Below are 23946 nucleotides of genomic sequence, written 5' to 3'. Positions count from 1 at the left end.
ATGCCGATAGCCAAACTCAAACCCGCAAATGCGCCGCGCGAGGAAATTGTCATCGCCCGGCAGATGCACCAGGCTCTGGTTCTGCATTTCCTCGAGGGGCTGACACAGGCGCAGATTGCCGATCAGCTCGGCATCTCGCACGCCACCGTCAACCGCTTGATCAAGCGCGGCCGCCAGCTCGGCCTGGTCGAGATCAAGATCAAGTCGCCGGTCGAGCCGCTGGTCGATATGGAAGAACGGCTACGAGCGCTTGGCGGCATCGGCCGCGCCGTGGTGGTGCCGACCGTGTCGGACAATCCGCAGACGGCGCTCCAGGCCGTCGGTGAAGCGGCAGCGCGGTTGCTGCTGGAAGAGATCATCGACGGCGATACGATCTGCATCACCGGCGGCAAAGGGGTGAGCGCCGTCGTTGCCGGTCTGCAGCCGCCGCGTCGGTTCAATGTCGAGGTCATTCCAGCAACCGGCTGCGTGCAGGGTAAACACTATACCGACGTCAATCATGTCTCGACCTTGATGGCCGACCGGCTTGGGGGACGTTCCTACCAGATCCATGCGCCTCTCTTTGCCGATGATGCCGAGCAGCGGGCGATGCTGATCAACATGCGTTCCGTCGCCGACGTTTTCAAACGGGCGCGCGAGGCGAAGGTGGCGGTGGTCGGCATTGGCTCGATCCTGTCGGACGATTCGAGCTATTACGACCTGCATCCGTCCTCAAGCACCGACCGCGCCGCGATCGAGCGGTCCGGCGCCTCCTGCGAATTGCTGGCGCATCTGCTCGATGATCATGGCCAGGTCTGCGACTACAGCCTCAACCGTTCGCTGGTGTCGCTGACGCTGCCGGAATTCGCCTCGATCCCCACCAAAATTGGTGTGGCGAGCGGGCCGAACAAGGCAGGCCCGATCCTCAGCGTTCTCAGGGGCAATCATCTCGATACGCTGGTGACCGATGAGGCGACGGGTGCGCGGGTGCTGGCACTGGCGAATGGCGAAGGAAAATGGGCATGAGCGGGCAGCAATTGACACGTGAGATCGGCAAATCCGGCGTTTCCGCCTCGGCGGTGGGACTGGGCACCTGGGCGATCGGCGGCTGGATGTGGGGCGGGACCGATGAGGCCGAATCCATCGCCGCGATCCAGGCATCGCTCGATGCCGGCGTCACGCTGATCGACACGGCTCCAGCCTATGGGCTTGGACGTTCCGAGGAGATCGTCGGCAAGGCACTGAACGGGCGCCGCGACAAGGCTGTCATCGCCACCAAATGCGGCCTTGTCTGGCATACGCAGAAGGGTCGACATTTCTTCGATCAAGACGGCAAACCGGTCCACCGTTATCTCGGCCGCGACGCGATCCTGCACGAGGTCGAGGAAAGCCTGAGGCGGCTCGGAACCGACTATATCGACCTCTACATCACCCATTGGCAGGACCCGACGACGCCGATCGAGGAAACGATGCGGGCGCTGGAAGACCTGCGCATATCGGGCAAGATCCGGGCGATCGGCGCAAGCAATGTCAGCCCCGACGACCTCAATGCCTATATTGCCGCTGGTGGTCTCGATGCGATCCAGGAGCGGTTCAGCATGATCGACCGGGAGATCGAGGCGGAGCTTCTGCCGCTGACCAAGGCCAACAGCATTGCGACGCTGAGCTACTCGTCGCTGGCGTTGGGGTTGCTGTCCGGCACCATCGGTCCCGACCGTGTGTTTTCCGGCGATGACCAGCGCAAGGACAATCCGCGCTTTTCAGTCGACAACCGCCAGAAGGCGACGGCGCTGGCCAACGCCATCCGGCCGGTCGCAGAAAAACACGGCGCGAGCATCGCCCAGATCGTGATTGCGTGGACGCTGGCGCAGCCGGGCATCACTTTTGCACTTTGCGGGGCGCGCAATCCGGCACAAGCGCTCGACAATGCGCGGGCCGGGACCATCCGGCTGGATGCGGCCGATCTTGCGGCCATCGATTCGGCCATAGCGGCGAAACTGACTGACATGGACAGGTAGCGGATCGCCATCATGAAACGGCAAGAGATATTGGACGGGCTCCGCCAGAGCCCGAAGGTGGACGTGTGTGTCATCGGTGGCGGCATCAACGGCATCAGCGTCTTTCGAGAACTGGCGCTGCAGGGACTGAGTGTGCTGCTCGTCGAGAAGCACGACTATTGCTCCGGGGCCAGTTCGGCGCTGTCGCGCATGGTGCATGGCGGGCTTCGCTATCTTGAAAATGGCGAATTCAAGCTGGTGCAGGAATCGCTGGTCGAGCGGGACCGGCTGTTGCGCAACGCGCCGCATTATGTCGCGCCGCTGCCGACGACGGTGCCGGTGTTCGATATCTTTTCCGGCCTCGGCAATGGCATCGTCCGCTTCCTGGGCCTCAGCCGTCGCCCGAGCCGCCGTGGCGCCGTCGCCATCAAGGCGGGCCTGAGCATCTATGATTTCCTGACGCGCAAGCGGGCATTGATGCCGCGCCACCAGTTTCGCGGCCGGCGCACGACGCTTGCCAAATGGCCGGCGCTCAATCCCGACATCAAGAGTTCCGCCACCTATTTCGACGCCTGGGTCAGCCATCCGGAGCGGCTAGGTATCGAGCTTCTGCAGGATGCTCTTTTAGCAAAGTTCGCGGCGATGGCGCTGAACTATGCCGAATTGCAGCGGACAGAGGATGGCCAATATCGTGTCGAAGACCAGATCGGCGGCGCGTCCGTTATCGTCGAGCCGACGCTGATCATCAACGCCACCGGCGGCTGGATCGACATCGCCAATCAGACCCTGTTTTCGCCGGAAGCGCGGCCGTTACCGCTGATGGGCGGCACCAAGGGCTCGCATCTCATCATCGACAATGCGGACCTGCGCGACGCGCTCGCGGATCACATGATCTACTACGAGAACGAGGACGGGCGGATCTGCATCCTGTTTCCTTATCTCGGCAAGGTTCTCGTCGGTTCCACCGATATCCGCGTCGATGATCCGGAAACGGTGCGCTGCGAGGCGGACGAGCGGGATTATATCCTGCAATCGCTTGCCTTCGTGCTGCCAGGCATTCCCATCCGGCCCGAACAAATCGTTTTCCAGTTTTCCGGCGTGCGGCCGCTGCCGGCCAGCACCGACAGTTTTACCGGCCGCATCCCGCGCGATCACTTCTGCACGCTCGTAGAGCCGAAGGATGGTGGTCCGCCGGTACTGTGCATGATCGGCGGCAAGTGGACGACATTCCGGTCCTTCGGGGAACTGGCGGCCGACATGGCTTTGGCAAGGCTCGGCAGGCGCCGCCGCGTTGCGACAACCGATCGGCCGATCGGCGGTGGTCGAGCATTTCCCGCCAACGCGTTCGCCTGGCTAACGCAGATGGCGGCCGGCAAAGGCCTTTCCGGAGGGCGCATGGCTGAACTGTTTGCCCGATACGGCACGGATGCTGAGGCAATTGCCGGCTTCATCGCGGCAGGTCCCGATGCGGCGCTGCCGCACGCCGGCTACTCGATGCGCGAATTGCAGTTCCTGATCCGCGAGGAAGCGGTGGAACATCTCGACGATCTGCTTTTGCGGCGCACGACGCTTGCCGTTTTGGGCGAGCTTACGCTCGACATGATGGATGCCGCACTCGACCTGCTGGCGCAGGAAAAGCGCTGGACGCTCGCGCATCGCGCCGGTGAGCGCGACCGTTTTCTCACCCTTCTCAACCAACGCCACGGCGTCGACGAAGACATGCTTTCAGCAAGGAACGAACCAAGGAGCACAGAATGCGACACAACAGCAAAGTCCGGATGAACCGGCTGTTCGGCGGCGGCCGTTGCCTCGACGTGGCGATCGATCACGGCGTCTGCAACGAACCATCCTTCCTCAACGGGCTGGAGGACATTGAGGCCGTCGTCAAGGCGCTGGTTTCTGCAGGGCCGGACGCGATCCAGATGAATTACGGCCAGGCCGACCTGCTGCAGCATGTGCCCGGCAAGGACAAGCCGGCGCTGGTCCTGCGCATCGACATGGGCAATCCCTATAACCGGATCCGCCACCGCGACATGTGGGCGGTGCTGCAGAACGAGGCCGAGCCATTGATCGGCGCGATCGAGATGGATGCCGCCTGCGTCGTCGTCAACCTGTTCATGCTGCCGGACGAGCCGGACCTGTTCCGCCTGTGCGTTGAGAATATTTCTCGCGTGCGGGCCGATTGCGACAAGTATGGCATGCCGCTGATGATCGAGCCGCTGGTGATGCAGCCGGTGACGGAAAAGGGCGGCTACATGGTCGACGGCGATGCCGACAAGATCGTTACGTTGACGCGGCTCGCCCGCGAGATGGGTGCGGATATTGTTAAGGCGGACCCAACCACCAATGCCGAGGATTTCCACAGAGTGGTGGAAGCAGCGCGTTGCCCGGTTCTGGTGCGCGGCGGCGGCAAGGAGGATCTTCGTGCCGTCTTCGACAAATCCGCGGCCTTGATGCGGCAGGGTGCAATGGGCATGGTCTATGGGCGCAACATCTATCAGCACGCCAATCCGAGTGCCGTGGTGCGCGGGCTGATGGCGATCGTGCACGAGGACGCGAGCGGCGAACAGGCCTTTGCGCTCTATCAGCAGGGCTGAGCAGCGATTTCGAATCTCGGGAGGGTTCTGCATGGGAGAGTATCTTTTGGGGCTAGACGCCGGAAACACCGTTATCAAGGCGGTGATTTTCGACCGGCACGGCAACGAGATCGCGGCTGCGTCCGAAGAAGGACACAGCCGCATGCCGAGCCCGGGGCATGTCGAGCGAGGGTTGGACGAACTCTGGACAAATGCACGGCAGGTCATCCGCGCCTGCATCGAAAAGGCAGAGATCCAGCCGGAGGAAATCGCCGCGATCGGTTGCGCCGGGCATGGCAACGGTCTTTATGCGCTTGATCGCGACGGCGCTCCGCTCATCGGCATCCAGTCGCTCGACACGCGGGCGGCCGGGTTGGTCGATGAATGGCGAGAAGCCGGTGTTGGTGACCGGACCTATCGGATTGCCCGCCAGCGTCCGTGGCCATCCCAGACGCCGACATTGCTTGCCTGGCTGAAGCGTCACCGGCCGGATCTGTTCAACCGCATCGGTACGGTGTTCTTCTCCAAGGATTTCGTCGTCAACCGCCTGACCGGCCAGCGTGTCAGCGAAGTGTCCGACATGTCGGGGGCCGGTCTGCTGGATCTTGCCGCGCGCCGCTACGACAAGGCGCTGATGGAGGCCTATGGACTAGACGATTGCATGGACCTCCTGCCGCCGCTCATCGAAAGCGCCGACATTGCCGGGACGGTAACGGAAGAGGTGGCGGGGCAAACCGGGCTCGCCGCTGGTACACCGGTGGTCGGCGGACTGTTCGACGTCGTCGCCTCGGCGCTCGGTTCGGGCGTTGCACGCACCGGCAGCGCCTCGATCATTGCCGGCACCTGGAGCATCAACCAAGTCATCATCGACAGCCCCGACCTCGGCGGGCCAGTCTTCATGTCCTCGACCTTCGATCGCAGCCGCTACATGGCGATGGAGAACAGCGCCACCTCGGCTGCCAATCTCGAATGGCTGGTGCGGGAGTTCTTCGAAGGCGAGCATGCGGAAGGCGTTTCGCCCTTCGATGCCTGCTGTGCGCTGGCCGGGGCGATCGAGCCCGCGGCAGACGACCCGCTATACCATCCATATCTCTATGGCGCCCAGCAGGACGGCCACGCGCGTGCCGGCTTCTACGGTCTTGCCGGTTGGCACACCAAGGGGCATCTCGTTCGCGCGCTTCTCGAAGGTGTCGCCTTCGGTCATCGCCAGCACATCGAGACGATCCGAAAGGCGGGCGCGGTCTTCAACGAAGCCGTGCTGTCCGGCGGCGGCTCGCGCAGCCTGATCTGGCCGCAGATCTTCGCCGATGTGCTCGGCGTTCCGGTCAGCGTTGCCCGCTCGCGTGAAACCGGTGCGCTGGGAGCGGCGATTGCGGCCGGAACCGGCGTCGGCATTTTCGCGGACTTCGGCGCGGGTGCTGCGGCCATGGTTCGGGCAGAGCGGTATTATCGTCCGGATGTCTCGCTCGAGGCACATTATGCGCGGCGTTACGCTCTCTATCAGGATATCGCCGAAGCGATGGCACCGCTCTGGCGGCGTCTGACAGCGGTCCCGCTGGCGGCAGCGGGGGCGGCGGCATGAACATGCGTGTGAATGATGCGGCCATTGATGCGGGAAGCTACGATTTCATCATCGTCGGCGCAGGATCGGCGGGATGCGTTCTGGCCAACCGGCTGTCGGCCGATCCGAAAACCCGCGTCCTGTTGCTCGAAGCCGGCAGCAGCGACCGGTATCATTGGGTGCATGTGCCGATCGGCTATCTCTACTGCATGGGCAATCCACGCACCGATTGGATGATGAAGACGGCGGCGGAGGCCGGACTGAACGGCCGGTCATTGCCCTATCCGCGCGGAAAATTGCTGGGCGGCTGCTCTTCGATCAACGGTATGATCTACATGCGCGGCCAGGCAGCCGATTACGACGGTTGGCGGCAGGCGGGCAATTCCGGCTGGGGCTGGGACGACGTGCTGCCCTATTTCCTGAAATCCGAGGACAATTATCGCGGCAAGTCGCCGATGCACGGGGCAGGCGGCGAATGGCGGGTGGAAAAGCAGCGGCTTTCCTGGCCGATCCTCGATGCCTTTCGTGATGCCGCTGAAGAACTCGGTATCCCGAAGACCGACGATTTCAACGATGGCGACAATGAGGGCTCCGGCTATTTCGAGGTCAACCAACGCGGCGGCCTGCGCTGGAATACGACCAAGGCCTTTTTACGCCCGGCAATGAAGCGGCCCAATCTATGTGTGCTGACCAGCGCCGAAACCGAGCGGCTGGAATTCGACGGCAGAATGGTGACCGGCGTGCGATTCCGGCTGAACGGGCAGAATCATCTGGCTCGCGCCGGTCGCGAGGTCATTCTGTCTGCCGGTGCGATCAATTCACCGAAAATCCTGGAGCTTTCCGGGGTCGGTCGCCCGGATGTGCTGTCGGCTGCCGGACTCGACGTCGTCCATGAACTTCCGGGTGTCGGCGAAAACCTGCAGGACCATCTGCAAATCCGTACGGTCTTCCGCATCGAGGGCGCAAAGACGCTGAACCAGCTCTATCACAACCTGTTCACCCGGGCGGGCATGGGGCTTGAATATATGCTGCGCCGGTCAGGGCCACTGTCGATGGCGCCGAGCCAGCTCGGTATCTTTGCCAAGAGCGACCCCGCTGTTGCGACCGCCGATCTCGAATATCACGTACAGCCCTTGAGCACCGACCGGCTCGGCGAGCCGCTGCACAAATATCCCGCCGTCACCGTCTCCGTCTGCAATCTGCGGCCGGAAAGCCGCGGGACCGTGCATGTTGGCGGCCCGGACCCTTCCGTGGCGCCGGAAATCCGACCGAATTATCTTTCGACTGTCGGCGACCGGTTGCTTGCGACGAAATCGGTTCGGCACGCCCGCCGGCTCATGGAGGCCGGCGCCATTCGCAAGTACCGGCCGCGGGAAATGCTGCCGGGCCTGGAATACCAGAGTGACGAGGAGCTGATCCGTCGCGTCGGCGATATCGCCACAACAATCTTCCATCCGGTCGGCACCTGCAAGATGGGCAACGACGTGATGGCGGTTGTCGATCCGCAATTGCGGGTGCATGGGCTGGCGAAACTGCGGGTGGTCGATGCATCGATCATGCCGACGATCGTGTCGGGAAACACCAACTCGCCGGTGATAATGATTGCCGAGAAGGCCGCGGAGAGCGTCCTATCAGGGGCGTAATTAGCCCCTCGCATTCTCTGTGAATGCGTGGAATTGCGGCTCGTGACGATGAGCCCAACCCGCTCAATGCAGGTTGGGCCATCGATTTTCGATCAGAGAGTCGAGACGTTCTCAGCCTTCGATTTTCCGGTCTTGCGATCCTGGCCAACTTCGAAGCTGACCTTGTCGCCTTCGCGGAGCGACCCGCCGCTTTGCAGCGCAGACACGTGAACAAAAACGTCCTGCCCGCCACCCTCAGGGGTGATGAAGCCGAAGCCCTTGTCGTCATTGAAGAATTTAACGGTACCTGTCGGCATGAGATAAATATTTCCTTATCGTTCGACGATTTGCGAAGGCGAAACTATAGCTTCGACGCTTCTCTATCAACCCTTTAGCACACTCGTGGCTTTTTGAACGCAAAAAGACGTCAGCTCCGACGAAGCTCAATGCGGCTCGTAACAACCGATCGACCGGTAGCAGGGTCGGTATCGATGGTTGTGAGGCGCATGCCCGATGCTCCGGTTTTTTCGATCGTCATCTGCGCACGCCGATCGCCGTTGACTTCTTTCGCCCATCTGATCGCGAGACTTATGGCATTACCAGCGCGCTTTCCGCCAAGACCCGCGGTGCCGGTGCCCGCGCCCACGTAGGAGCCAGTGTAGGTGTCACCAGTGGCCTTGAGGTTCGCGCTGATGACGCGGGAAAAAACGACAAGGCTGGTACAACGCCCATTGAGTGCAAGGGAGCTTGCATTCGCATCCGATTTGAAACGGCAAGTGACTTTAATGGTGGGTGCATTTGTCCGCACTTTCACCGTCCCGTTACCGCTCCAACTTCCCGCCAGTGTTTTCAAGAAGGCGGATTCGTCGGCGTGGGCGGCGCCTGCCGTTGCCATTGCGGCCGTCGCAACGGCCATGGAGCATGCAAGGACTTTGATCATGTGAATCACTTTCGATCGCGCTACATCTGGACCGCCACGCTCGGTTGTTGAGGAGGAAGGCGGTCATATAACCGCCGCACGTGGTTTTCGTTCCATACGGGAAGCATCGATTGGGCTCGCAGCCACCACCATCTCGCGAACAGGAACCTTCGCCGGGGCCTTCGCGGGCTCGTCCGCACGGCAGCCTGAAATCAAAAACACCCATCAGTCGCCTCGGCCTCAACCGAGACAACCTCTTGAGGATCCACATCTAGAGCGCCCAGTCCTCCCCATTTTTGACTTCGGCAGCTTTATCCTCGCGGCAAATCGTTTCCAGCGCCAATGAGGCACGGCTGGAGTGCCTTTGCTTATGCCGCAGGATTGCAAATTGCCGGGACGGCAGAGGAAAGCGCACCTTCACCAGCAGACCTTGCGTCAAGAGCGGCGCCGCCACGGCACCTGAGACGACCGTCGCGCACAGGCCCTCTCTTGCTGCCGATATGACCGCCTCGTTCGACGGCAGTTCAAGCGCGACAGCCAGATTTCCGGGGGCTATGCCGAGATTGGAAATCGCCGCCTCGAAAGCCGACCGGGTTCCGGACCCTTTTTCCCGCATGACCCATTTCGTGCCCGAAACCAGCTCCGTCGGTGCAATTGCCTTGCCACGCGCCCAGGGATGACGCGGACCGACAACGACAAGGAGTTCGTCCTCGGCAAGCGGCTGAATATTCAGCGCCGGCTCGTCAACGCTGCCTTCGACGAAACCGACTTCGGCCAATCCATCAAGAACCGCTTTTGCCGCCGTGGTCGTGTTGCCAATCATCAGCTTCAGGTCGATGCCTGGGTAGCGGATCTTGAAACGCATCAGCATCGCCGGCAGCCAGTAGCTTGCGATCGTCTGGCTTGCAAAAACGACCAGTTCACCCTTTTGCAAGCCGCCGAGATCGGACAAGACGAGTGCTGCCGCCTTGGCGCGCGCCAGCGTCGCTCTTGCCTCCCCCAGAAACACCCGTCCTTCATATGTCAGCTCTATGCGGCGTCCGACGCGGTGGAAAAGCTCGACGCCATAGGAGGTCTCGAGATTGCGGATCGCCGAACTGACGGCCGATGGCGTCAGCCCGATCGCGGAGGCAGCATTGGTCAGATGCTCGCGTTCCGCAACCGCGACGAAAATGGAAAGCTGTTCAAATGTCATGATCAATCGTTCGATTTTGCCGAATGAATCATGCTAAACTATTCAATGGAAGTCGACAATTGGGTGTGGGACAGTGCAGTCCTTCCGCAAGGTCTTCCCGATGCTCGTTTCCGCCTCCCGTTCCCCGTCGTTTCCTGCCGTCCTGCCGGGACTCGTTCTTTGTGCGGCGGTCACGCTCGCTGCGCATCTTGTTGAGCGGCTGCAGTTGATGATTTTCGGCTCGCATTGGATCGAGAGCCTCGTGCTTGCCATTCTGATCGGCATTGCCGTGCGCTCTTCGGTCTGTCTGCCGCAGACTTTCATCCCCGGCATCCAGTTCGCCGCCAAGACGCTTCTCGAAATTTCCGTCGTGTTGCTTGGCGCCTCGCTCAGCACGGCTGCCATCCGCGAGGCCGGACTGCCGCTTGTCGGCGGAATTGCCGTTCTGGTTGCTCTGTCTTTGGCCGGCAGCTTTCTGATCGGACGGCTCTTCGGACTGTCGGCCAGCCTGGCGACCTTGGTTGCTTGCGGCAACTCGATCTGCGGCAATTCTGCGATTGCCGCAGCAGCGCCGGTAATCGGCGCCAAACCGGATGATATCGCGGCCTCGATAGCCTTTACCGCGCTGCTCGGCATCGGGGCAGTGCTCACGCTGCCGCTTCTTCATCTGCTCTTGGGTCTGAGCGCCGTACAATATGGCGTTTTCGCAGGCCTGACAGCCTATGCCGTCCCGCAGGTATTGGCGGCCACGGCCTCTGCCGGAGCCGTCAGCACCCAGGTGGGCACGCTCGTCAAACTGATCCGCGTGATGATGCTCGGACCGGTCATCCTTCTGCTCGGTGCAGTTCATGGCCGCCGCGCTGGCGGCTCTTCAGTCAATCTCCGCCATGTTCTCCCCTGGTTCATCCTCGGTTTTGCAGCCATGGCGACACTTCGTTCTCTCGACGCGATCCCGGCGCCGCTGCTGCCCGGGATGTCGGCTGTCTCCGCCACCTTCACCGTCACCGCCATGGCTGCTTTGGGTCTCTCCGTCGATGTCAGATCCGTCGCCCATACCGGCGGTCGTGTCCTCGCGGCGGCGGCGCTGTCGCTATTGGCACTGGCGGCTCTGGGGCTTTGCCTGATCGGACTGCTGAATATCGTCTGATCGAAGGTGGTGTGCCTAAAATACTGGCAAAGATTCCAGTTGCCTTACAAACGATCGGCGGCTAGCCTGTATATACAGGCCGGGGAAGCAAAGATCGTCATGCGGGTCATCTCTTCACAGCAAGCTGCGGATCTTCTCGAAGACGGGATGACTGTCGCTGCTTCGGGTTTTGGAGGATGCTGCCATCCCGAAGCCATCACGGCTGCCGTCGAAGAGCGATTCCTCGTCTCTGGAAAACCCCGCAACCTGACACTTCTGTTTGCAGCCAGCACGGGTGATCGTCAGACACGCGGCATGGGGCATTTTGGCTATGAAGGCCTCGTCGCCTGCGTGATTGCCGGGGGATGGCGCGGAACGCCGCGCCTTGGCAGGCTGGCGATCGAGGAAAAGATCGAAGCGCATTGCTGGCCGCAGGGCGTCATCGCGCAGCTCTATCGGGCGATTGCCGCCGGTCAGCCTGGCGTGGTCACCCATATCGGGCTCGGCTCTTTCATGGATCCGCTTCATGGCGGCGGCCGCATGAATGCGACGACACCGCGCGCGCTTGTCGAGCGTGTGTCGTTGCGCGGCAAGGAATGGCTGCTTTATCCGTCGATGCCGCTCGATTGCGTGCTGTTGCGCGGAACGACGGCCGACGAAGACGGCAACATCACCCTTGAGGACGAGGCGTTCCCACTCGACGTGCTCGCCATGGCGCAGGCGGGCCGAAACTCCGGTGGCATTGTCATCGTCCAGGTCAAGCGGATTGCCGAACGCGGCTCCCTGCCGCCGGGCGATGTTCGCATCCCGGCGGTGCTGGTCGATTATGTCGTCGTCTGCGATGATCCGGCCCAGCACGGCGTCAGTTTCGCCGAGACGGACAATATCGCCTATACCGGGCGCGTCCGGATGGCGATGAGCCGCCTGCAGCCGGCGCCACTGTCGGTCGATAAAATTATTCAGCGACGTGCCTTCCGGGAGCTGGCGCCGCTCAATCGCCCAACCATCAACCTCGGCATCGGCATTGCCGCCGGGATCGGCCGCATCGCCAGCGAAGAGGGATTCGACGATTATACGATGACGATCGAATCCGGCGTCATCGGCGGCGTGCCGGCCGAGGAGCTGTCCTTTGGCGCCGCCGTCAATCCGACCGCCATCATCCCACAGGCATCGCAGTTTGATTTTTACGACGGCGGCGGCCTCGATATCGCCTTCCTCGGCATGGCCGAGGTGGATCGGCACGGTGCGGTCAATGTCAGCCGCTTCAACAATTCCATCGTCGGGGTCGGCGGCTTCACCAATATTTCGCAGACGGCCAAGCACGTTGTCTATCTCGGCGCGTTTTCGGCCGGTGGCGCTGAAATTGCCGTTGCCGACGGCACGCTCGACATCATCCAGGACGGCCGCTTCTGCAAGATCGTCGATGATGTCGACCAGATCAGTTCGAGCCCCGCCTTTGCGCCGGAAGGGCAATCACAGCTCGTCGTCACCGAACGGGCTGTCTTTCGGGTAATCGACGGATGCCTGACGCTGACGGAGTTTGCCCCCGGCATCGATCTTGCCGCCCATGTTCTCGATCGCCTGCCGAAGAGCGTCGCGGTGTCAGATCGGCTGAAGCAGATGGATGCGCGTCTGTTTTCGCCCCACGCCATGAAGGACTTTGCCCCATGAAAATCGATGGAGCCGCCATCATCGTCACAGGCTCGGCAACGGGCGTCGGGGCCGCATGCGTCAAGCAATTCGCCGAGGGCGGTGCCAGGGTGGTCGTCAACTACAGCCGCAGCAAGAAAGAGGCCGATGAGACTGGCGATATCTGCCGCAGCCTGGGCGCGGAGGTGGAAATCGTCCAGGCCGACGTTGCCGATGACGCGGCTTGCCGCCGAATGGTCGCGATTGCCGTCGATCGATGGGGGCGGCTCGACGCCTTGGTGAACAATGCCGCAATGACGGTCAAATCCGATCCTTTCGATCTGGAGACATTGTCGGCCGAAGATTTTCAGAACGTTTTCGGTGTCAATGTCATCGGCGCCTATCAGATGTGCCGGGCGGCGGTGCCTGCGATGCGTGACAGCGGCGGCGGTGCGATCGTCAATGTCTCATCCAATGTTGCCTTTACTGGCGGCGGCAGCTCGCTTGCCTATACGGCTTCCAAGGGCGCGCTGAATGCGCTGACCTTGGCCCTGGCGCGCACCTGCGGTCCCGATATCCGCGTGAACGCCGTTTGTCCCGGCATCATCGATACGCGCTGGATGCGCGACACGCTCGGGCCGGACGCCTATGGAACCATTGCCAAGCGATTTTCGGAAACCGCGCCGCTCGGCCGTGTCGCGACACCGGAAGACGTTGCCGGCGCCATTGTCTGGCTTGTTCAGGGTGCCGACTTCGTCACCGGTGAATTGCTGTCCGTTGACGGCGGCATCCGCCTGTCCGGAGGCGTTCGCAAACCCTCGACATCCGGGGGCGCCGCATCGTGACGCTGTCGGCCCAATCCATCCTCGACTTCCCGGTGCCGCAAGCAACACATGTGGTCACCGCAAGGGATGCCATCCTTTACGCCCTGTCGGTTGGCTATGGCACCAATGCGCTCGCCGAAAAGGCGCTGAGCTATGTCTATGAACGCGATCTCGTGACCGCGCCGACCCTTGCCAATATCGTAGCGCATCCAGGCCCATGGATGCAGCAGACAGGCGTCGACTGGGCGCGTCTCGTGCATTCCGAACATCGCCTGACGATCCACCGGCCGGTTCCTCTCGATGTGCCGCTGATCTCTCGCTCACGCGTCCTCTCGGTAGTCGATCGCGGTGTTGAAAAAGGAATGTTCGTCAGCTTCGAGCGCCTGATCGCAACTGTGGACGGTGACGAGCCGATCGCGACAATCGTCCAGACGAACGCGTGCCGCGGCGACGGTGGATGCGGTTCGGCGGGATCTGCGCCTGAACCTTTGCCCAAAGTCCCGGACGGAGAGCCGGACTTCGAATTCAATGTCGACATCCCTGGTAACGCCGCTCTCATCTATCGCCTGAACGGCGATCTCAATCCGCTGCATGTCGATCCGCAGGCAGCCGGCAAAAGCGGCTTTGACCGGCCGATCCTGCATGGGCTGTGCAGCTTCGGCCATGCGGGCTACGCCATCGTCGCTGCCATCGATCCAGGCATGGCGACTGGCTTGAGCGCAATCGCGGCGCGTTTCAGCGCACCGATCTTTCCCGGAGAAACGATCACCCTGCAGATATGGCGCAACGGCGCCGAGATTCACTTCAGGGGGCTCGTTGCTTCGCGGAGCGCTATCATCCTCGACAATGGCGTGGCGAGGTTGTCATGACGAAAGCAGTCAAACCGGCCGCCGGCGAAGCGCGCCATTATATCAGGATCAAGGAGCAGATCCTGGCCGACATCGCCGAGGGCAAGCTGCAGCCGGGAGACCGGGTATCCTCCGAAAGCGAACTGGTGGCGGCATTCGGCGTCAGCCGCATGACGGCGAACCGGGCCCTGCGGGAGCTGATGTTCGAGGGCGTTCTCAAGCGATCCGCCGGGATCGGAACGTTCGTGTCGCCAAAACACCTCGACGTCGATCTGCTTCAAATCCGCAACATAGCCGACGAAATACTGGAACGGGGTCACACGCATAAGGCGGTGGTCGTCAAGGCCGGGCTGATGAAGGCGGATGCTAACGTTGCCGACGCGCTCCAACTGATCCTCGGCGCTGAGGTGATGCATTCGCTGATCGTGCACATGGAAAGCGACCAGCCCATTCAGGTCGAGGAGCGCTATGTCAATCCGCTGGTGGCGCCCGATTATCTGTCTGCCGACTTCCACAGCATGACGCCGCACGAATATCTGACGCAGGTCGCACCGATAACGGCGTTCGAACATATCGTCCAGGCTGTCAAACCGGATAGGGCCATACGCAAATATCTTGGCCTGAAGAATGATCACCCTTGCCTGCGCGTCTTTCGACGGACCTGGTCGGGCGAGGCCGTCGTGACCTGCGCGCTTTTATACTATCCCGGCGCGCAATATCGGCTGGAAGCACGGTCCAGCAAGGGTCCCTCTAAGCCCGTCGCCATTCTCGGAGAGAAACAGTGAGCGCCACCCATTCTCCATCGATCATCTTCAGCGCGGCGCCGCCGACGATCGAGGACATCGCAGCGGTTGCCCGTCGTTACGCCAGGATCGAGATATCCGCCGAGGTCGAAGCCCGGATTGTGGCGGCGCGCGCCGTCGTCGATCGCTATACGGCAAGCGATCTGCCGGTCTATGGCCTGACGACGGGACTGGGAGCGGGAGTCGATACACGACTTGCGACGGAGGATCTCGTGGCGTTCCAGATGCGTGTGCCACAAGCCCGCGCCGTCGGCGTCGGACAACCGCTCGCACAGGAATCCGTGCGGGCGATGATGGCCGTCAGGGCTGCCGGCATGGCGGCGGGTGGTTCCGGCGTTTCGCTGAAAGTCTTCCAGGGTCTGATTGCCGCCATCAATGCAGGTGTCCATCCTGTCGTCCCGTCATTGGGCTCGATCGGTGCGGCGGACTTGGCGCCGCTTGCCCATATGAGCCGCGGCCTTCTGGGCTTTGGTGAGATCGAGCTTGGCGGCGACGTGCTGCCGGCCGCCATCGCTCTTGAAAGGGCCGGCCTGAAGCCCCTCGAATTGGCGCCGAAGGACGGGCATGCGCTTGTTGTGGCCAACAGCCTCTCCATCGGCCTCGCCTGTCTAGCGCTTGAGGAGATCGAGCGGCTCTTCGATTGGTCCCTGAAGGCGATTGCCGTTAGTTTCGAAGCGTTCCGAGCCAATGTCAGCGTCTTCGACGATCGCGCTCTGGCTGCAAGACCGGCCTTTGGGCAGCGCCGCGTCGCCGCTCAGCTGATGGAGCTGCTTTCGGGCAGCTCCTTGCTTGCCGCCGATGCAGCAAGACGTCTCCAGGATCCATTGAGCTACCGCTGCACACCGCAGGTCTGGGGCGCGTTGAGGCATGCGATCGATGAGGCAAGGCAGGCGACTGACATAGAGCTCGTCAGCTCCAGTGACAATCCCGTCGTGATCGCATCCGAGGGCGTCATTCTTTCACACGGCAATTTTGACATGACCGCTTTTGTGCTCGCCTGGGAAAGGCTGGGGCAGGCGATGGCGCATTGCGCGGCCGGCACCGCCTACCGGATCATGAAGATCATGTCGCCTGCCATGTCCGACCTGCCGCGCTTCCTGACCGCGATGGGCCAGAGCCGTACCGGTTTTGCGACCGTGCAAAAGACCGTCTCGGCCATGGAAGCCGAAATCCGCCATCTGGCCATGCCGGTATCTCTTTCACCCATTCCTGTGGCCGATGGCGTCGAAGACCAGGCATCGATGGCCCCGAGCGTTTTGGCAAAGACGCAGGCGATCGTCGAGCGCCTGCGTTATCTCACTGCCATCGAACTGATCGCCTCGGTACAGGCCGTCGAGCTGCGCGGCGTCTCAGGCGAATTGGGCAAGGGATCGGCGGAAGCCTATGCTTTCGTCCGCACCCACGTCCCGGCGCTCGAAGAGGATCGCGCACAAGGGCCGGATTTTGCGACGATTGCCGCATTGATCGGGCTCGGCCCGCAATAAGCCCGGTTCGCCACTGCCCCGGCAAGAAGGGCAGGGCACTGACCGGTCATGCCGGCGGTCATTCTGGGAATGCCGTCAGTACGTTCATTGAAAAGTCAACAAGAGGGAATGGTTATGAAAAATTGGACAAAAGGCATCCTTGCAGCCGGCATCATGGCAGCCGCCATGTTCCAGCCTGCATCCGCAGAGACCATCAAGGTCGGCAGCAAGAATTTCACCGAGCAGTTTATCCTCGCCGAAATGTACGCCGCCGTTTTGGAAAATGCCGGCATCACCGTCGAGCGCAAGATCAATCTCGGCGGCACGCTGATTGCTCACCAGGCATTGGTGGCCGGCGAGATCGATCTCTATCCGGAATATACTGGCACAGCGCTCGCTTCTGTCGTCAAGGGTGAGATGTCGACCGATGCCGACAAGGTCTACACTGAGGTCAAGGATTTCTACGCCAAGCAGTTCAACCTCACATGGCTGAAGCCGAGCGGCATCAACAATGGCTACGTCATCGTTGTCCGGCAGGAAACGGCGCAGGCCAGCAATCTGAAGAGCCTGTCGGATCTCGCCAAGGTTTCCAAGACCCTGGTCTTCGGCGGCGGTGCTGAATTTCCCGACCGCGCCGATGGCCTGCCCGGCCTGAAGCGCGTCTACGATGCCGAGTTCAAGGAGTTCAAGCAGTTTGCCAAGCTTGGTCTTCGTTATGATGCACTGGACCAAAAGGACATCGACGTCGCCAACGGTGCAGCGACCGACTGGCAGATCGGCTCGAAGAACCTCGTGCCGCTGGCAGACGACAAGGGTCTGTTTCCGCCCTACTACGTGGCCCCCGTTGTCCGCCAGGACGTGCTGAAGGCCAATCCGAAAGTTGCCGAACTGCTGGAAGCGGTCGGCACCCATCTCGACAACGAGAAAATGCGGGTCCTCAATGCCAAGGTCGAGACCGACCACGAGGAAGCCAAGGACGTGGCGGTCGATTTCCTCAAGGAAAACGGCCTGCTGCCGAAATGATTGTCATGCCCCGCGGCCGGATATCGATCCGGCCGCGATCTGGCGTGGCGATCCTTTCACGGTGTCTGTTCGAAAATCCGTCCGCTCAGCAGCCGGACAGGAATGTGGAGAAGCGGGAAATGCAGGAAATCTGGATCGATTATCTCAATGCCCTTGATGCCAAGGCGCTGGCGTTGACGAATGACGAGATTCTCGATGCAGTGTCGAAGGCGCTGGATGCGCAGGGCAGGGGCGAAACCGTCATCGAGCCGCGCGTCCATCTTGTGCCAGAGAGCTCCGACAAAGGCCATTTCAACGTGCTTCGCGGCTATGTCAAAGCGCTGAACTATGCCGGCGTCAAAGTTGTCGGTGACTTCGTCGACAACTATAAGGTCGATCTGCCCTCGGAGCTTGCGGTCCTCAACCTGTTCGACCCGAACACCGGCGTGCCGAAGGCCATCATCGACGCAACTGCTATCACCGACATGCGCACCGGGGCCGTCACCGCTCTTGGCGCAAAATATCTCGCCCGCAAGGACAGCAAGATTCTCGGTCATATCGGTGCGCGCGGAACCTCTTACTGGAATGTCCGGCTTCTCGACCATCTCTTCGACTTCGAGGAAATCCGCGTGCATTCGCGCCGGCCGGAAAGTCGCGATGCCTTCGCAAAGCGTCTTGAGGCGGATCTCGGCAAGAAGATCGTTGTCACCGACAATTGGCAGGATTGCCTCAAGGGCGCCGACATCATGGTCGAGGCCAGCCGCCTGCCGGAACCAGCGCCGCTGTTCAAGACCGAATGGGTGAAGAAGGGGGCCTTCGTCGTGCCCTATGGCACGATGAGCGCGCTTGAATTCGATCTCACCGATATCATGGACAAGGTCGTCGTCGACGATTGGGGACAATGCGGCCCCGGCAAACCTTTCGGGGCGCTTCGCCGTCACGTCGACGAGGGCAAGGTGACGGCCGAGAACTTGCATGCCGAAATCGGCCAGATCGTCTGCGGCATGAAGCCCGGTCGCGAAAGTGACGAGGAGACGATCCTGTTTTGGCATCGGGGCCTCAGCACGACCGACGTGGCGCTCGGGGCCGCCATGGTCGACAAGGCAAGAGAGATGAACATCGGCCAGCGGCTGCGGTTCGCATAGTCGCCATGGTGATGTCCAAGCCGATCGCCTGTTCGAGAATGTATAATCTCAGCCCGCGCATTCGCGGCCTGTGGGACGCGCTGTTTGCGCTGGTCAGCTCGCAGTCCGGCATAGAACTCGAGATCATCGCTCATGCAGCACCAGCCCCCCTGTCGGAATTATGGGCGAGGCCGGACATGGGCGCGGTCTTCATGTGCGGCTATCCGTTTTCGCGCATGCGCGTGGCTGTGCGACCGACGATGCTTGCCGCACCCGTCTCGAGCGAGGTATGGTCTTTGGACCAGCCGCTCTATGCCAGCCACATTCTCATCGCCTCCACCGGGCCAGTCAACGCGGTGGCCGATCTCGCTGCGGCACGCTGGGGCTGGACCGTGCGCGATTCTCAATCGGGCTACCACGCGGCGCGCTCCTTCCTTGCCGGACAGTTTGCCGGGAAAATGAAGCAGAGCATGACGGTCGGACCGCTGCTCAACCCTTCAGGCATCGTCGCTGCCCTCAAGGATGGCAGGATCGATGCGGGCGCGATCGACGCTTACGCCTTCCAATTGTTGTCGATGCACGAACCCGACGCGATCGATGGTCTTCGTATTCTGTCGACGACCGAGCCGCTTCCCGCGCCGCTGTTGGTTGCCGCGCAGACATTGCCTGTGGACATCACCACAGCGTTAAAGCAAAGCCTCGTGGCATTGCATGAAACGCCTGAGGGAGCGGCGGTTTTGGAACGGCTCGGCCTCAGGCGATTTTCGGCGGTCACTCCGTCGGCCTACGATATTCTGCCGCAGAGAGCCGACGATGCCGATCGCAGATTGGGGATCCCATGGTAGACAGGCGAACGAGCGCCCCGATGCGGAGGTCTCGGCGATGAAATGGGTCCCTAAACATCTCGACCGGCTATTCGAAGCGCTGTTGGAGCACCTGTATCTCGTTTTTTCATCGGTCGGCATTGCCCTGGTGATCTCGCTGATCGTCGGGATATGGGCGGCAAGGCGACCGCGGAGTTTTGCGGCCATCGTCATCTTCACCGGTATCCTGTTCGCCGTGCCCAGCCTGGCGCTGTTTGCGCTTCTCATTCCCATCATGGGTATCGGGGCGGCACCCGCTATAACAGGTCTTGCCGCCTATTCGCTGATGATCCTGATCCGCAATATCGGCATGGGGTTCCAGTCTATTCCGCGTGACATACTCGAAGCAGCCGATGGCATGGGTTACGGCACGGCGCGGCGGATCTGGGAAGTCGAGCTGCCGCTGGCGATGCCCTATATTGTCGGCGGCATCCGCATTGCCATGGTAACAGTGATCGGCATCGCGACCGTTGCCGCCTATATCAATGCTGGCGGGCTCGGCGTCATCATTTTCGAAGGTATCGACCAGCGGTTTCCTGAAAAGATCATCGCAGGCGGGCTGTTGACGTCATTTCTGGCGCTCTTTGCCGACTACTGTTTTGCATCGTTCGAAAAGCTGCTGCGCCGGCGCAGTGGAGGTAAAGCGGCATGATCGTGATCGATGCATTCAGCTGGATCTTCAACAACTCCGGCACCTTCTTCAACGCTTTCAATCGCCATCTTCTGATGTGCATCCTGTCGCTCGGCATCGCTTTTGTCATTGCCGTGCCGCTCGGATTTGCCGTCGCACGGGCACCTCGCGCTGCCTTTGCAGTGGTCAATATCGCCGGCGCCATGCGCTCCATACCGAGCCTTGCGATCTTGTCGGCGACGATGCCTTTCCTCGGCATCGGATTGTTGCCGTCGGTGGTGGCCCTGATCGTCCTTGCCGTGCCGCCACTGTTGTTGAACACGATCATCGGCATCCGCGAGATCGACGCCTCGGTGATCGACGCGGCCGACGGAATGGGGATGAGCGCCAGACAGATGCTGTGGGAGATAGAACTTCCCCTGGCCGTTCCGTCGATTCTGTCAGGCGTCAGGACGAGTGCCATCCAGGTCATCGGCGGGGCGGCGCTGGCCTCCTTCATCGGCGGCGGCGGGCTTGGCGATTTCATCAATGCCGGCATTGCGATCATGAACATGCCGCGCCTTCTCGTCGGAGCGGTTCCGATAGCCCTGCTCGCGATCTTTGCGGAATTGGCGTTCGGCGCCCTGGAGCGCGTCTTCACTCAACGGCGCTAAGCGGCCGAAAGCGGATATCAGGATGATTCATCTCGACCATGTTACGAAGAACTACGACGGAAGCGGCTCGCATGCGGTCGACAATCTCGATCTTCTGATCGAGACTGGTACGACGGTTGCCCTGATCGGTCCTTCGGGCTGCGGCAAGACCACGACCATGCGCATGATCAATCAGTTGGAGACGCCCACGGCGGGACGGGTGCTGGTCGATGGCAGGGATATCGCCTTGGTCGATCAGAAAGAGCTGCGCCGCAGCATCGGTTATGTCATCCAGCAAGTCGGTCTGTTTCCACATATGTCGATCGCGCGCAATGTCGCGACCGTGCCGCGGCTTCTCGGTTGGGAAAAGGCGCGCAGCGATCGCCGGGTCGACGAGCTGCTGGATCTCGTGGGACTTGATCCGGCCATCATGCGGCAGCGCCTGCCACACGAATTGTCGGGCGGGCAGCGTCAGCGCGTCGGTTTCGCGCGCGCGCTCGCCGCCGACCCTGCCATCATGCTGATGGACGAACCGTTCGGCGCGATTGATCCGATCACCCGCGTCCGGCTTCAGGACGAATTCCGCGATATTCTCAGGAAGGTGAAGAAGACCGTCGTCATCGTCACGCATGACCTCGATGAGGCAATCAAGATGGGCGATCGCATCGCGATCATGCGGGATGGCCGCCTCCTTCAATATGATAGCCCGCAGGAGATCCTTGTGCGTCCCGTCAATGAATTCGTCGAGAGTTTCCTCGGCCCTGACCGAGCCATAAAAAGGCTGAGCTTGATTGCCGTATCGACGATCATGACCACGCCGGAACCGTCCAACGGCGATGCCGAGATCGCCGCTGACGCCACGGTTCACGACGCCTTGGCGCTCATCCTCTCCGGTGAGATGCCGGGCCTGCATGTCCGAGCTGCCGATGGCACGCTTGCGGGATATCTGTCGCGGGACACTTTGTTGCGCGCCAATCGGCTGTAGGGCAATTCCGGTAAAAGTGCGCCGCGGTTTTGCTCGACGCGGAACAAGACCACCGGCCCTTGCCGAAGAGATCACCATGCCAATGCTACCCACGCGTGCTGAAAGGGATTGCCGATCGCCTGTCTCAGGCTGTAGATGAGTTTCGCACAATGGGATTGTGCAAGCGGCCGGAATGACGTCAACTCCGCTCGTTCGTTATCGGTCACTGTCTGAAGCTTTCCCAGCGCACTGCGCTGCCACATGAGGGGACCTACGCCATTGTCTTCGCTTGTTCTTCCTAGTCGCCCGCTCTCGTTGGCGCGCAACGTCATCTCCACCCCGAATGCTTACTTCTGGTCAACGCCCATCATCCTGGCACTGGCTGTCTTTCTATTCGTCTCGGAAGCACCAGGCGTAATCCGCGATTTCCAGATCAGCCAGAACCCTTTGACGCTGGAAAATGGCGACGTGCAAAACGGGCGATGCACGACACGCAAGGCAGTCTTTACCGATTGCGAGGCACGCCTTGTCTACAGCTACGGCGGACGAGACTACGACACCGAAGTCGAGGTCATGTTCGTCGATTTCCATACTGGCGACTACGAAACCGGTCTTGTGATATCAGCCGATCATCCGGAACTTGCGACGATGAGCTTGGGTCTGGACATGCTCTGGAACCGGATCATCACGCTCACCGTGTTCGCGCTACTGTTTGGCGGCATGGGCCTGGGGATGATTTTTCTCGCTATCCGCATCTGGTGGGTCAAGGGCCAATTGCTTCGGCCTGCCATGCTGACCCCCGTTCCGGTCGAGGTCACCGCATTCGACCGCAGACGCGGCGTCCTCTCCATCACCTACAATGACAAGATTGCCAACGACAAAACGGGGCGATCGGCTTACACGCGCATGAAGAATGGAGAAGAGCCTCTGATCGTCGGGGAAGCCAATGGCAAAGCGATCGGACTGGCTGTCAGGCATGGCAATACTGCCCTGCCAGTGCTTCTGGACGATCGTCTGCAGCGCGTGAAGCTTACGGATGATGAGCGCAACGCGGCTCTTGCACCTTTCGCGCACCAGCAAGAAAGCGATCGGAGTGTGCCGGTTTTGATCGAAGACCCCAAGCAGTCGGGGGTATCGATCTGGAGGCGGTTGCAGGTTTTCTTCGGTATGTTGCTTCTGATCGTCGTCGGTGTGGTCGGCTTCTGGCTTTGGTACGTCACGACCTCCACGACACCATTCCAATCGCCTGGCATGGACATCAACAATCTCATGCCAGCGCCGTTAAACGAGTGGGGATGCGAGCAGCTCAAGAAGCGGTTTGGTCAGGATCGCGCGCCGCTTGGTTGCGTCGCCGACGATTACACGAGCTGGAAATAGCAAGACGGTCCGCGCTGTTTGACCGAGCCTTCACGATCGGCGGTAGACCAGGGCGGGCCGTTTTGCGGTGAAAATGCTTTTGGCGTTTCTGCGTCCAAATCAGTCCTGAACACATGTGAGGCCGTTAAAGCGACCGCTCGCACAACGGCCGGTCGCTCTGGCGTCGTCTCCACGAAGCGCTTCGCGGCGCTAAATTCCTTCAGTCCTGGTCTGCGACGACGTAGGCAGGCAGCCGAAGCCGTACCGGTCGCCGAAAACGCAAGCGTCTCGGACCAATTTCGCAGTCAAAGATTAGATAACACCTTTGCTGAAAATGAAGCACCCATAGGGCCCTGGGTCGGAGGTTCTGACGATCGCGAAGGATTTTTTCGCTGCTTCGTAAAATGCGAAACGCTCCAATGCCTCCATCCGAACAGGCCGATCTTCAGCGCGATCGATGACTTTTTGTATCGTCGCGAAAATCGGCATTTGCCCGCTGGCGTCGCCAACAACTTGCATCCTTTTCACCGGCGCATCGATGAACGTGTCCAGTGGGAAGAGCGTCAGAATAGCTTCAGCGACACGCTCCAAGCCGCAGCCGGAAACGTCGATGAGATGGCCATAGGTTGTATGCCGGGCTATGGTCTGGGCAGGGTGGTTGACGTCGCACAAGACCAGTTGGTCCCCGTGCCCCATCAGCATCAAAGCATGCATCAGCTCGGCGTTTAAGACTGGATCGATTCCCCTCAGCATGTTGTGCCTCCCTGTCCAAAGGTCTAATCTTTACAGATTATGCAAATTCCGTAATGTTTGGAAATGGGTTCAGCCTCAAATGCTTCGTTTATATTTTTGG

23 protein-coding genes are annotated in these 23946 nt (G+C 61.0%); 19 read left to right on the top strand and 4 right to left on the bottom strand.

Features of this window, described 5'->3' with window-relative positions:
* Genes U5G49_RS29020 through U5G49_RS28995 form a run of 6 tightly spaced genes read left to right on the top strand, consistent with a single transcriptional unit; the run spans window position 1 to window position 7756 of the window.
* Window positions 1–1005 (top strand): sugar-binding transcriptional regulator, encoded by a 1005-nt coding sequence (locus U5G49_RS29020; RefSeq protein WP_017991367.1) that lies wholly within the window; start codon window positions 1–3, stop codon window positions 1003–1005.
* Window positions 1002–1997: an aldo/keto reductase gene (locus U5G49_RS29015; protein WP_130729617.1), complete on the top strand. Its 996-nt coding sequence runs from the start codon at window positions 1002–1004 to the stop codon at window positions 1995–1997. The genes U5G49_RS29020 and U5G49_RS29015 overlap by 4 nt, the downstream gene beginning before the upstream one ends.
* 12 nt (window positions 1998–2009) lie before the next feature.
* The gene (locus U5G49_RS29010; protein WP_193442815.1) at window positions 2010–3758 is read left to right on the top strand and encodes a glycerol-3-phosphate dehydrogenase/oxidase; all 1749 of its coding nucleotides are present in this window, start codon (window positions 2010–2012) and stop codon (window positions 3756–3758) included.
* Window positions 3731–4573 (top strand): class I fructose-bisphosphate aldolase, encoded by an 843-nt coding sequence (locus tag U5G49_RS29005; RefSeq protein ID WP_193442817.1) that lies wholly within the window; start codon window positions 3731–3733, stop codon window positions 4571–4573. The genes U5G49_RS29010 and U5G49_RS29005 overlap by 28 nt, the downstream gene beginning before the upstream one ends.
* Before the next feature lie 31 nt (window positions 4574–4604).
* Window positions 4605–6134: an FGGY-family carbohydrate kinase gene (locus U5G49_RS29000; RefSeq protein ID WP_193442820.1), complete on the top strand. Its 1530-nt coding sequence runs from the start codon at window positions 4605–4607 to the stop codon at window positions 6132–6134.
* On the top strand, window positions 6131–7756 hold the full coding sequence (locus U5G49_RS28995; protein WP_193442822.1) for a GMC family oxidoreductase: 1626 nt from the start codon (window positions 6131–6133) through the stop codon (window positions 7754–7756). The genes U5G49_RS29000 and U5G49_RS28995 overlap by 4 nt, the downstream gene beginning before the upstream one ends.
* A gap of 92 nt (window positions 7757–7848) precedes the next feature.
* Here U5G49_RS28995 and U5G49_RS28990 read toward each other — a convergent pair whose 3' ends face one another.
* The 3 genes from U5G49_RS28990 to U5G49_RS28980 form a co-directional block, all read right to left on the bottom strand.
* Window positions 7849–8052 carry a cold-shock protein gene (locus U5G49_RS28990; protein ID WP_003550088.1) on the bottom strand — a complete coding sequence of 68 codons (204 nt, stop codon included), beginning with the start codon at window positions 8050–8052 and terminating at the stop codon, window positions 7849–7851.
* Between the two features lie 110 nt (window positions 8053–8162).
* On the bottom strand, window positions 8163–8675 hold the full coding sequence (locus U5G49_RS28985) for a hypothetical protein (RefSeq protein WP_193442824.1): 513 nt from the start codon (window positions 8673–8675) through the stop codon (window positions 8163–8165).
* Window positions 8676–8925: 250 nt separating this feature from the next.
* Entirely contained in the window at window positions 8926–9849 is a 924-nt protein-coding gene (locus U5G49_RS28980; RefSeq protein WP_130718990.1) for a LysR family transcriptional regulator, read from the bottom strand.
* A gap of 100 nt (window positions 9850–9949) precedes the next feature.
* Here U5G49_RS28980 and U5G49_RS28975 point away from each other — a divergent pair, with 100 nt between their 5' ends.
* The 13 genes from U5G49_RS28975 (at window position 9950) to U5G49_RS28915 (ending at window position 23114) form a co-directional block, all read left to right on the top strand.
* On the top strand, window positions 9950–10975 hold the full coding sequence (locus tag U5G49_RS28975; RefSeq protein WP_112907798.1) for a YeiH family protein: 1026 nt from the start codon (window positions 9950–9952) through the stop codon (window positions 10973–10975).
* Between the two features lie 99 nt (window positions 10976–11074).
* On the top strand, window positions 11075–12625 hold the full coding sequence (locus U5G49_RS28970) for an acyl CoA:acetate/3-ketoacid CoA transferase (RefSeq protein WP_112907101.1): 1551 nt from the start codon (window positions 11075–11077) through the stop codon (window positions 12623–12625).
* Window positions 12622–13428, top strand: coding sequence for an SDR family NAD(P)-dependent oxidoreductase (locus tag U5G49_RS28965; RefSeq protein ID WP_018444959.1), 807 nt, complete (start codon window positions 12622–12624; stop codon window positions 13426–13428). The genes U5G49_RS28970 and U5G49_RS28965 overlap by 4 nt, the downstream gene beginning before the upstream one ends.
* The gene (locus U5G49_RS28960; protein ID WP_193442826.1) at window positions 13425–14276 is read left to right on the top strand and encodes a MaoC family dehydratase; all 852 of its coding nucleotides are present in this window, start codon (window positions 13425–13427) and stop codon (window positions 14274–14276) included. Before U5G49_RS28965 ends, U5G49_RS28960 begins: the two co-directional genes overlap by 4 nt.
* Window positions 14273–15040: a histidine utilization repressor gene (hutC, locus tag U5G49_RS28955; RefSeq protein WP_193442828.1), complete on the top strand. Its 768-nt coding sequence runs from the start codon at window positions 14273–14275 to the stop codon at window positions 15038–15040. The genes U5G49_RS28960 and hutC overlap by 4 nt, the downstream gene beginning before the upstream one ends.
* Complete coding sequence (locus U5G49_RS28950) at window positions 15037–16542, top strand: HAL/PAL/TAL family ammonia-lyase (protein ID WP_193442831.1); 1506 nt, start codon at window positions 15037–15039, stop codon at window positions 16540–16542. Before hutC ends, U5G49_RS28950 begins: the two co-directional genes overlap by 4 nt.
* Window positions 16543–16611: 69 nt before the next feature.
* Window positions 16612–17544, top strand: coding sequence for a glycine betaine ABC transporter substrate-binding protein (locus U5G49_RS28945; protein ID WP_193442833.1), 933 nt, complete (start codon window positions 16612–16614; stop codon window positions 17542–17544).
* A 119-nt stretch (window positions 17545–17663) separates the two neighbouring features.
* Complete coding sequence (locus U5G49_RS28940; protein ID WP_113543108.1) at window positions 17664–18668, top strand: ornithine cyclodeaminase family protein; 1005 nt, start codon at window positions 17664–17666, stop codon at window positions 18666–18668.
* A gap of 5 nt (window positions 18669–18673) precedes the next feature.
* Window positions 18674–19492: a phosphate/phosphite/phosphonate ABC transporter substrate-binding protein gene (locus U5G49_RS28935; protein WP_193442836.1), complete on the top strand. Its 819-nt coding sequence runs from the start codon at window positions 18674–18676 to the stop codon at window positions 19490–19492.
* A gap of 37 nt (window positions 19493–19529) precedes the next feature.
* Window positions 19530–20162: an ABC transporter permease gene (locus tag U5G49_RS28930; RefSeq protein WP_113543098.1), complete on the top strand. Its 633-nt coding sequence runs from the start codon at window positions 19530–19532 to the stop codon at window positions 20160–20162.
* On the top strand, window positions 20159–20794 hold the full coding sequence (locus U5G49_RS28925) for an ABC transporter permease (RefSeq protein WP_193442838.1): 636 nt from the start codon (window positions 20159–20161) through the stop codon (window positions 20792–20794). The genes U5G49_RS28930 and U5G49_RS28925 overlap by 4 nt, the downstream gene beginning before the upstream one ends.
* Before the next feature lie 22 nt (window positions 20795–20816).
* The gene (locus tag U5G49_RS28920; RefSeq protein ID WP_193442840.1) at window positions 20817–21758 is read left to right on the top strand and encodes an ABC transporter ATP-binding protein; all 942 of its coding nucleotides are present in this window, start codon (window positions 20817–20819) and stop codon (window positions 21756–21758) included.
* Window positions 21759–21998: 240 nt separating this feature from the next.
* Window positions 21999–23114, top strand: coding sequence for a hypothetical protein (locus U5G49_RS28915; RefSeq protein ID WP_193442843.1), 1116 nt, complete (start codon window positions 21999–22001; stop codon window positions 23112–23114).
* A 291-nt stretch (window positions 23115–23405) separates the two neighbouring features.
* Here the strand turns inward: U5G49_RS28915 and U5G49_RS28910 are convergent, their stop codons facing one another.
* Entirely contained in the window at window positions 23406–23846 is a 441-nt protein-coding gene (locus tag U5G49_RS28910) for an RbsD/FucU family protein (protein WP_018245829.1), read from the bottom strand.
* Between the last annotated feature and the right edge of the window lie 100 nt (window positions 23847–23946).

The sequence above is a fragment of the Rhizobium indigoferae genome (assembly GCF_034554815.1).
Taxonomy (GTDB): Bacteria; Pseudomonadota; Alphaproteobacteria; order Rhizobiales; family Rhizobiaceae; genus Rhizobium; species Rhizobium leguminosarum.
This window is presented reverse-complemented; position numbering and strand designations above follow the sequence as displayed.

What these genes read in the sequence shown, in the direction of transcription:
- U5G49_RS29020 (WP_017991367.1), top strand. Translation starts at nt 1, where the DNA reads ATGCCGATAGCCAAACTCAAACCCGCAAATGCGCCGCGCGAGGAAATT.
- U5G49_RS29015 (WP_130729617.1), top strand. Translation starts at nt 1,002, where the DNA reads ATGAGCGGGCAGCAATTGACACGTGAGATCGGCAAATCCGGCGTTTCC.
- U5G49_RS29010 (WP_193442815.1), top strand. Translation starts at nt 2,010, where the DNA reads ATGAAACGGCAAGAGATATTGGACGGGCTCCGCCAGAGCCCGAAGGTG.
- U5G49_RS29005 (WP_193442817.1), top strand. Translation starts at nt 3,731, where the DNA reads ATGCGACACAACAGCAAAGTCCGGATGAACCGGCTGTTCGGCGGCGGC.
- U5G49_RS29000 (WP_193442820.1), top strand. Translation starts at nt 4,605, where the DNA reads ATGGGAGAGTATCTTTTGGGGCTAGACGCCGGAAACACCGTTATCAAG.
- U5G49_RS28995 (WP_193442822.1), top strand. Translation starts at nt 6,131, where the DNA reads ATGAACATGCGTGTGAATGATGCGGCCATTGATGCGGGAAGCTACGAT.
- U5G49_RS28990 (WP_003550088.1), bottom strand. Translation starts at nt 8,052, where the DNA reads ATGCCGACAGGTACCGTTAAATTCTTCAATGACGACAAGGGCTTCGGC.
- U5G49_RS28985 (WP_193442824.1), bottom strand. Translation starts at nt 8,675, where the DNA reads ATGATCAAAGTCCTTGCATGCTCCATGGCCGTTGCGACGGCCGCAATG.
- U5G49_RS28980 (WP_130718990.1), bottom strand. Translation starts at nt 9,849, where the DNA reads ATGACATTTGAACAGCTTTCCATTTTCGTCGCGGTTGCGGAACGCGAG.
- U5G49_RS28975 (WP_112907798.1), top strand. Translation starts at nt 9,950, where the DNA reads ATGCTCGTTTCCGCCTCCCGTTCCCCGTCGTTTCCTGCCGTCCTGCCG.
- U5G49_RS28970 (WP_112907101.1), top strand. Translation starts at nt 11,075, where the DNA reads ATGCGGGTCATCTCTTCACAGCAAGCTGCGGATCTTCTCGAAGACGGG.
- U5G49_RS28965 (WP_018444959.1), top strand. Translation starts at nt 12,622, where the DNA reads ATGAAAATCGATGGAGCCGCCATCATCGTCACAGGCTCGGCAACGGGC.
- hutC (WP_193442828.1), top strand. Translation starts at nt 14,273, where the DNA reads ATGACGAAAGCAGTCAAACCGGCCGCCGGCGAAGCGCGCCATTATATC.
- U5G49_RS28945 (WP_193442833.1), top strand. Translation starts at nt 16,612, where the DNA reads ATGCCGTCAGTACGTTCATTGAAAAGTCAACAAGAGGGAATGGTTATG.
- U5G49_RS28940 (WP_113543108.1), top strand. Translation starts at nt 17,664, where the DNA reads ATGCAGGAAATCTGGATCGATTATCTCAATGCCCTTGATGCCAAGGCG.
- U5G49_RS28935 (WP_193442836.1), top strand. Translation starts at nt 18,674, where the DNA reads ATGGTGATGTCCAAGCCGATCGCCTGTTCGAGAATGTATAATCTCAGC.
- U5G49_RS28930 (WP_113543098.1), top strand. Translation starts at nt 19,530, where the DNA reads ATGAAATGGGTCCCTAAACATCTCGACCGGCTATTCGAAGCGCTGTTG.
- U5G49_RS28925 (WP_193442838.1), top strand. Translation starts at nt 20,159, where the DNA reads ATGATCGTGATCGATGCATTCAGCTGGATCTTCAACAACTCCGGCACC.
- U5G49_RS28920 (WP_193442840.1), top strand. Translation starts at nt 20,817, where the DNA reads ATGATTCATCTCGACCATGTTACGAAGAACTACGACGGAAGCGGCTCG.
- U5G49_RS28915 (WP_193442843.1), top strand. Translation starts at nt 21,999, where the DNA reads ATGAGGGGACCTACGCCATTGTCTTCGCTTGTTCTTCCTAGTCGCCCG.
- U5G49_RS28910 (WP_018245829.1), bottom strand. Translation starts at nt 23,846, where the DNA reads ATGCTGAGGGGAATCGATCCAGTCTTAAACGCCGAGCTGATGCATGCT.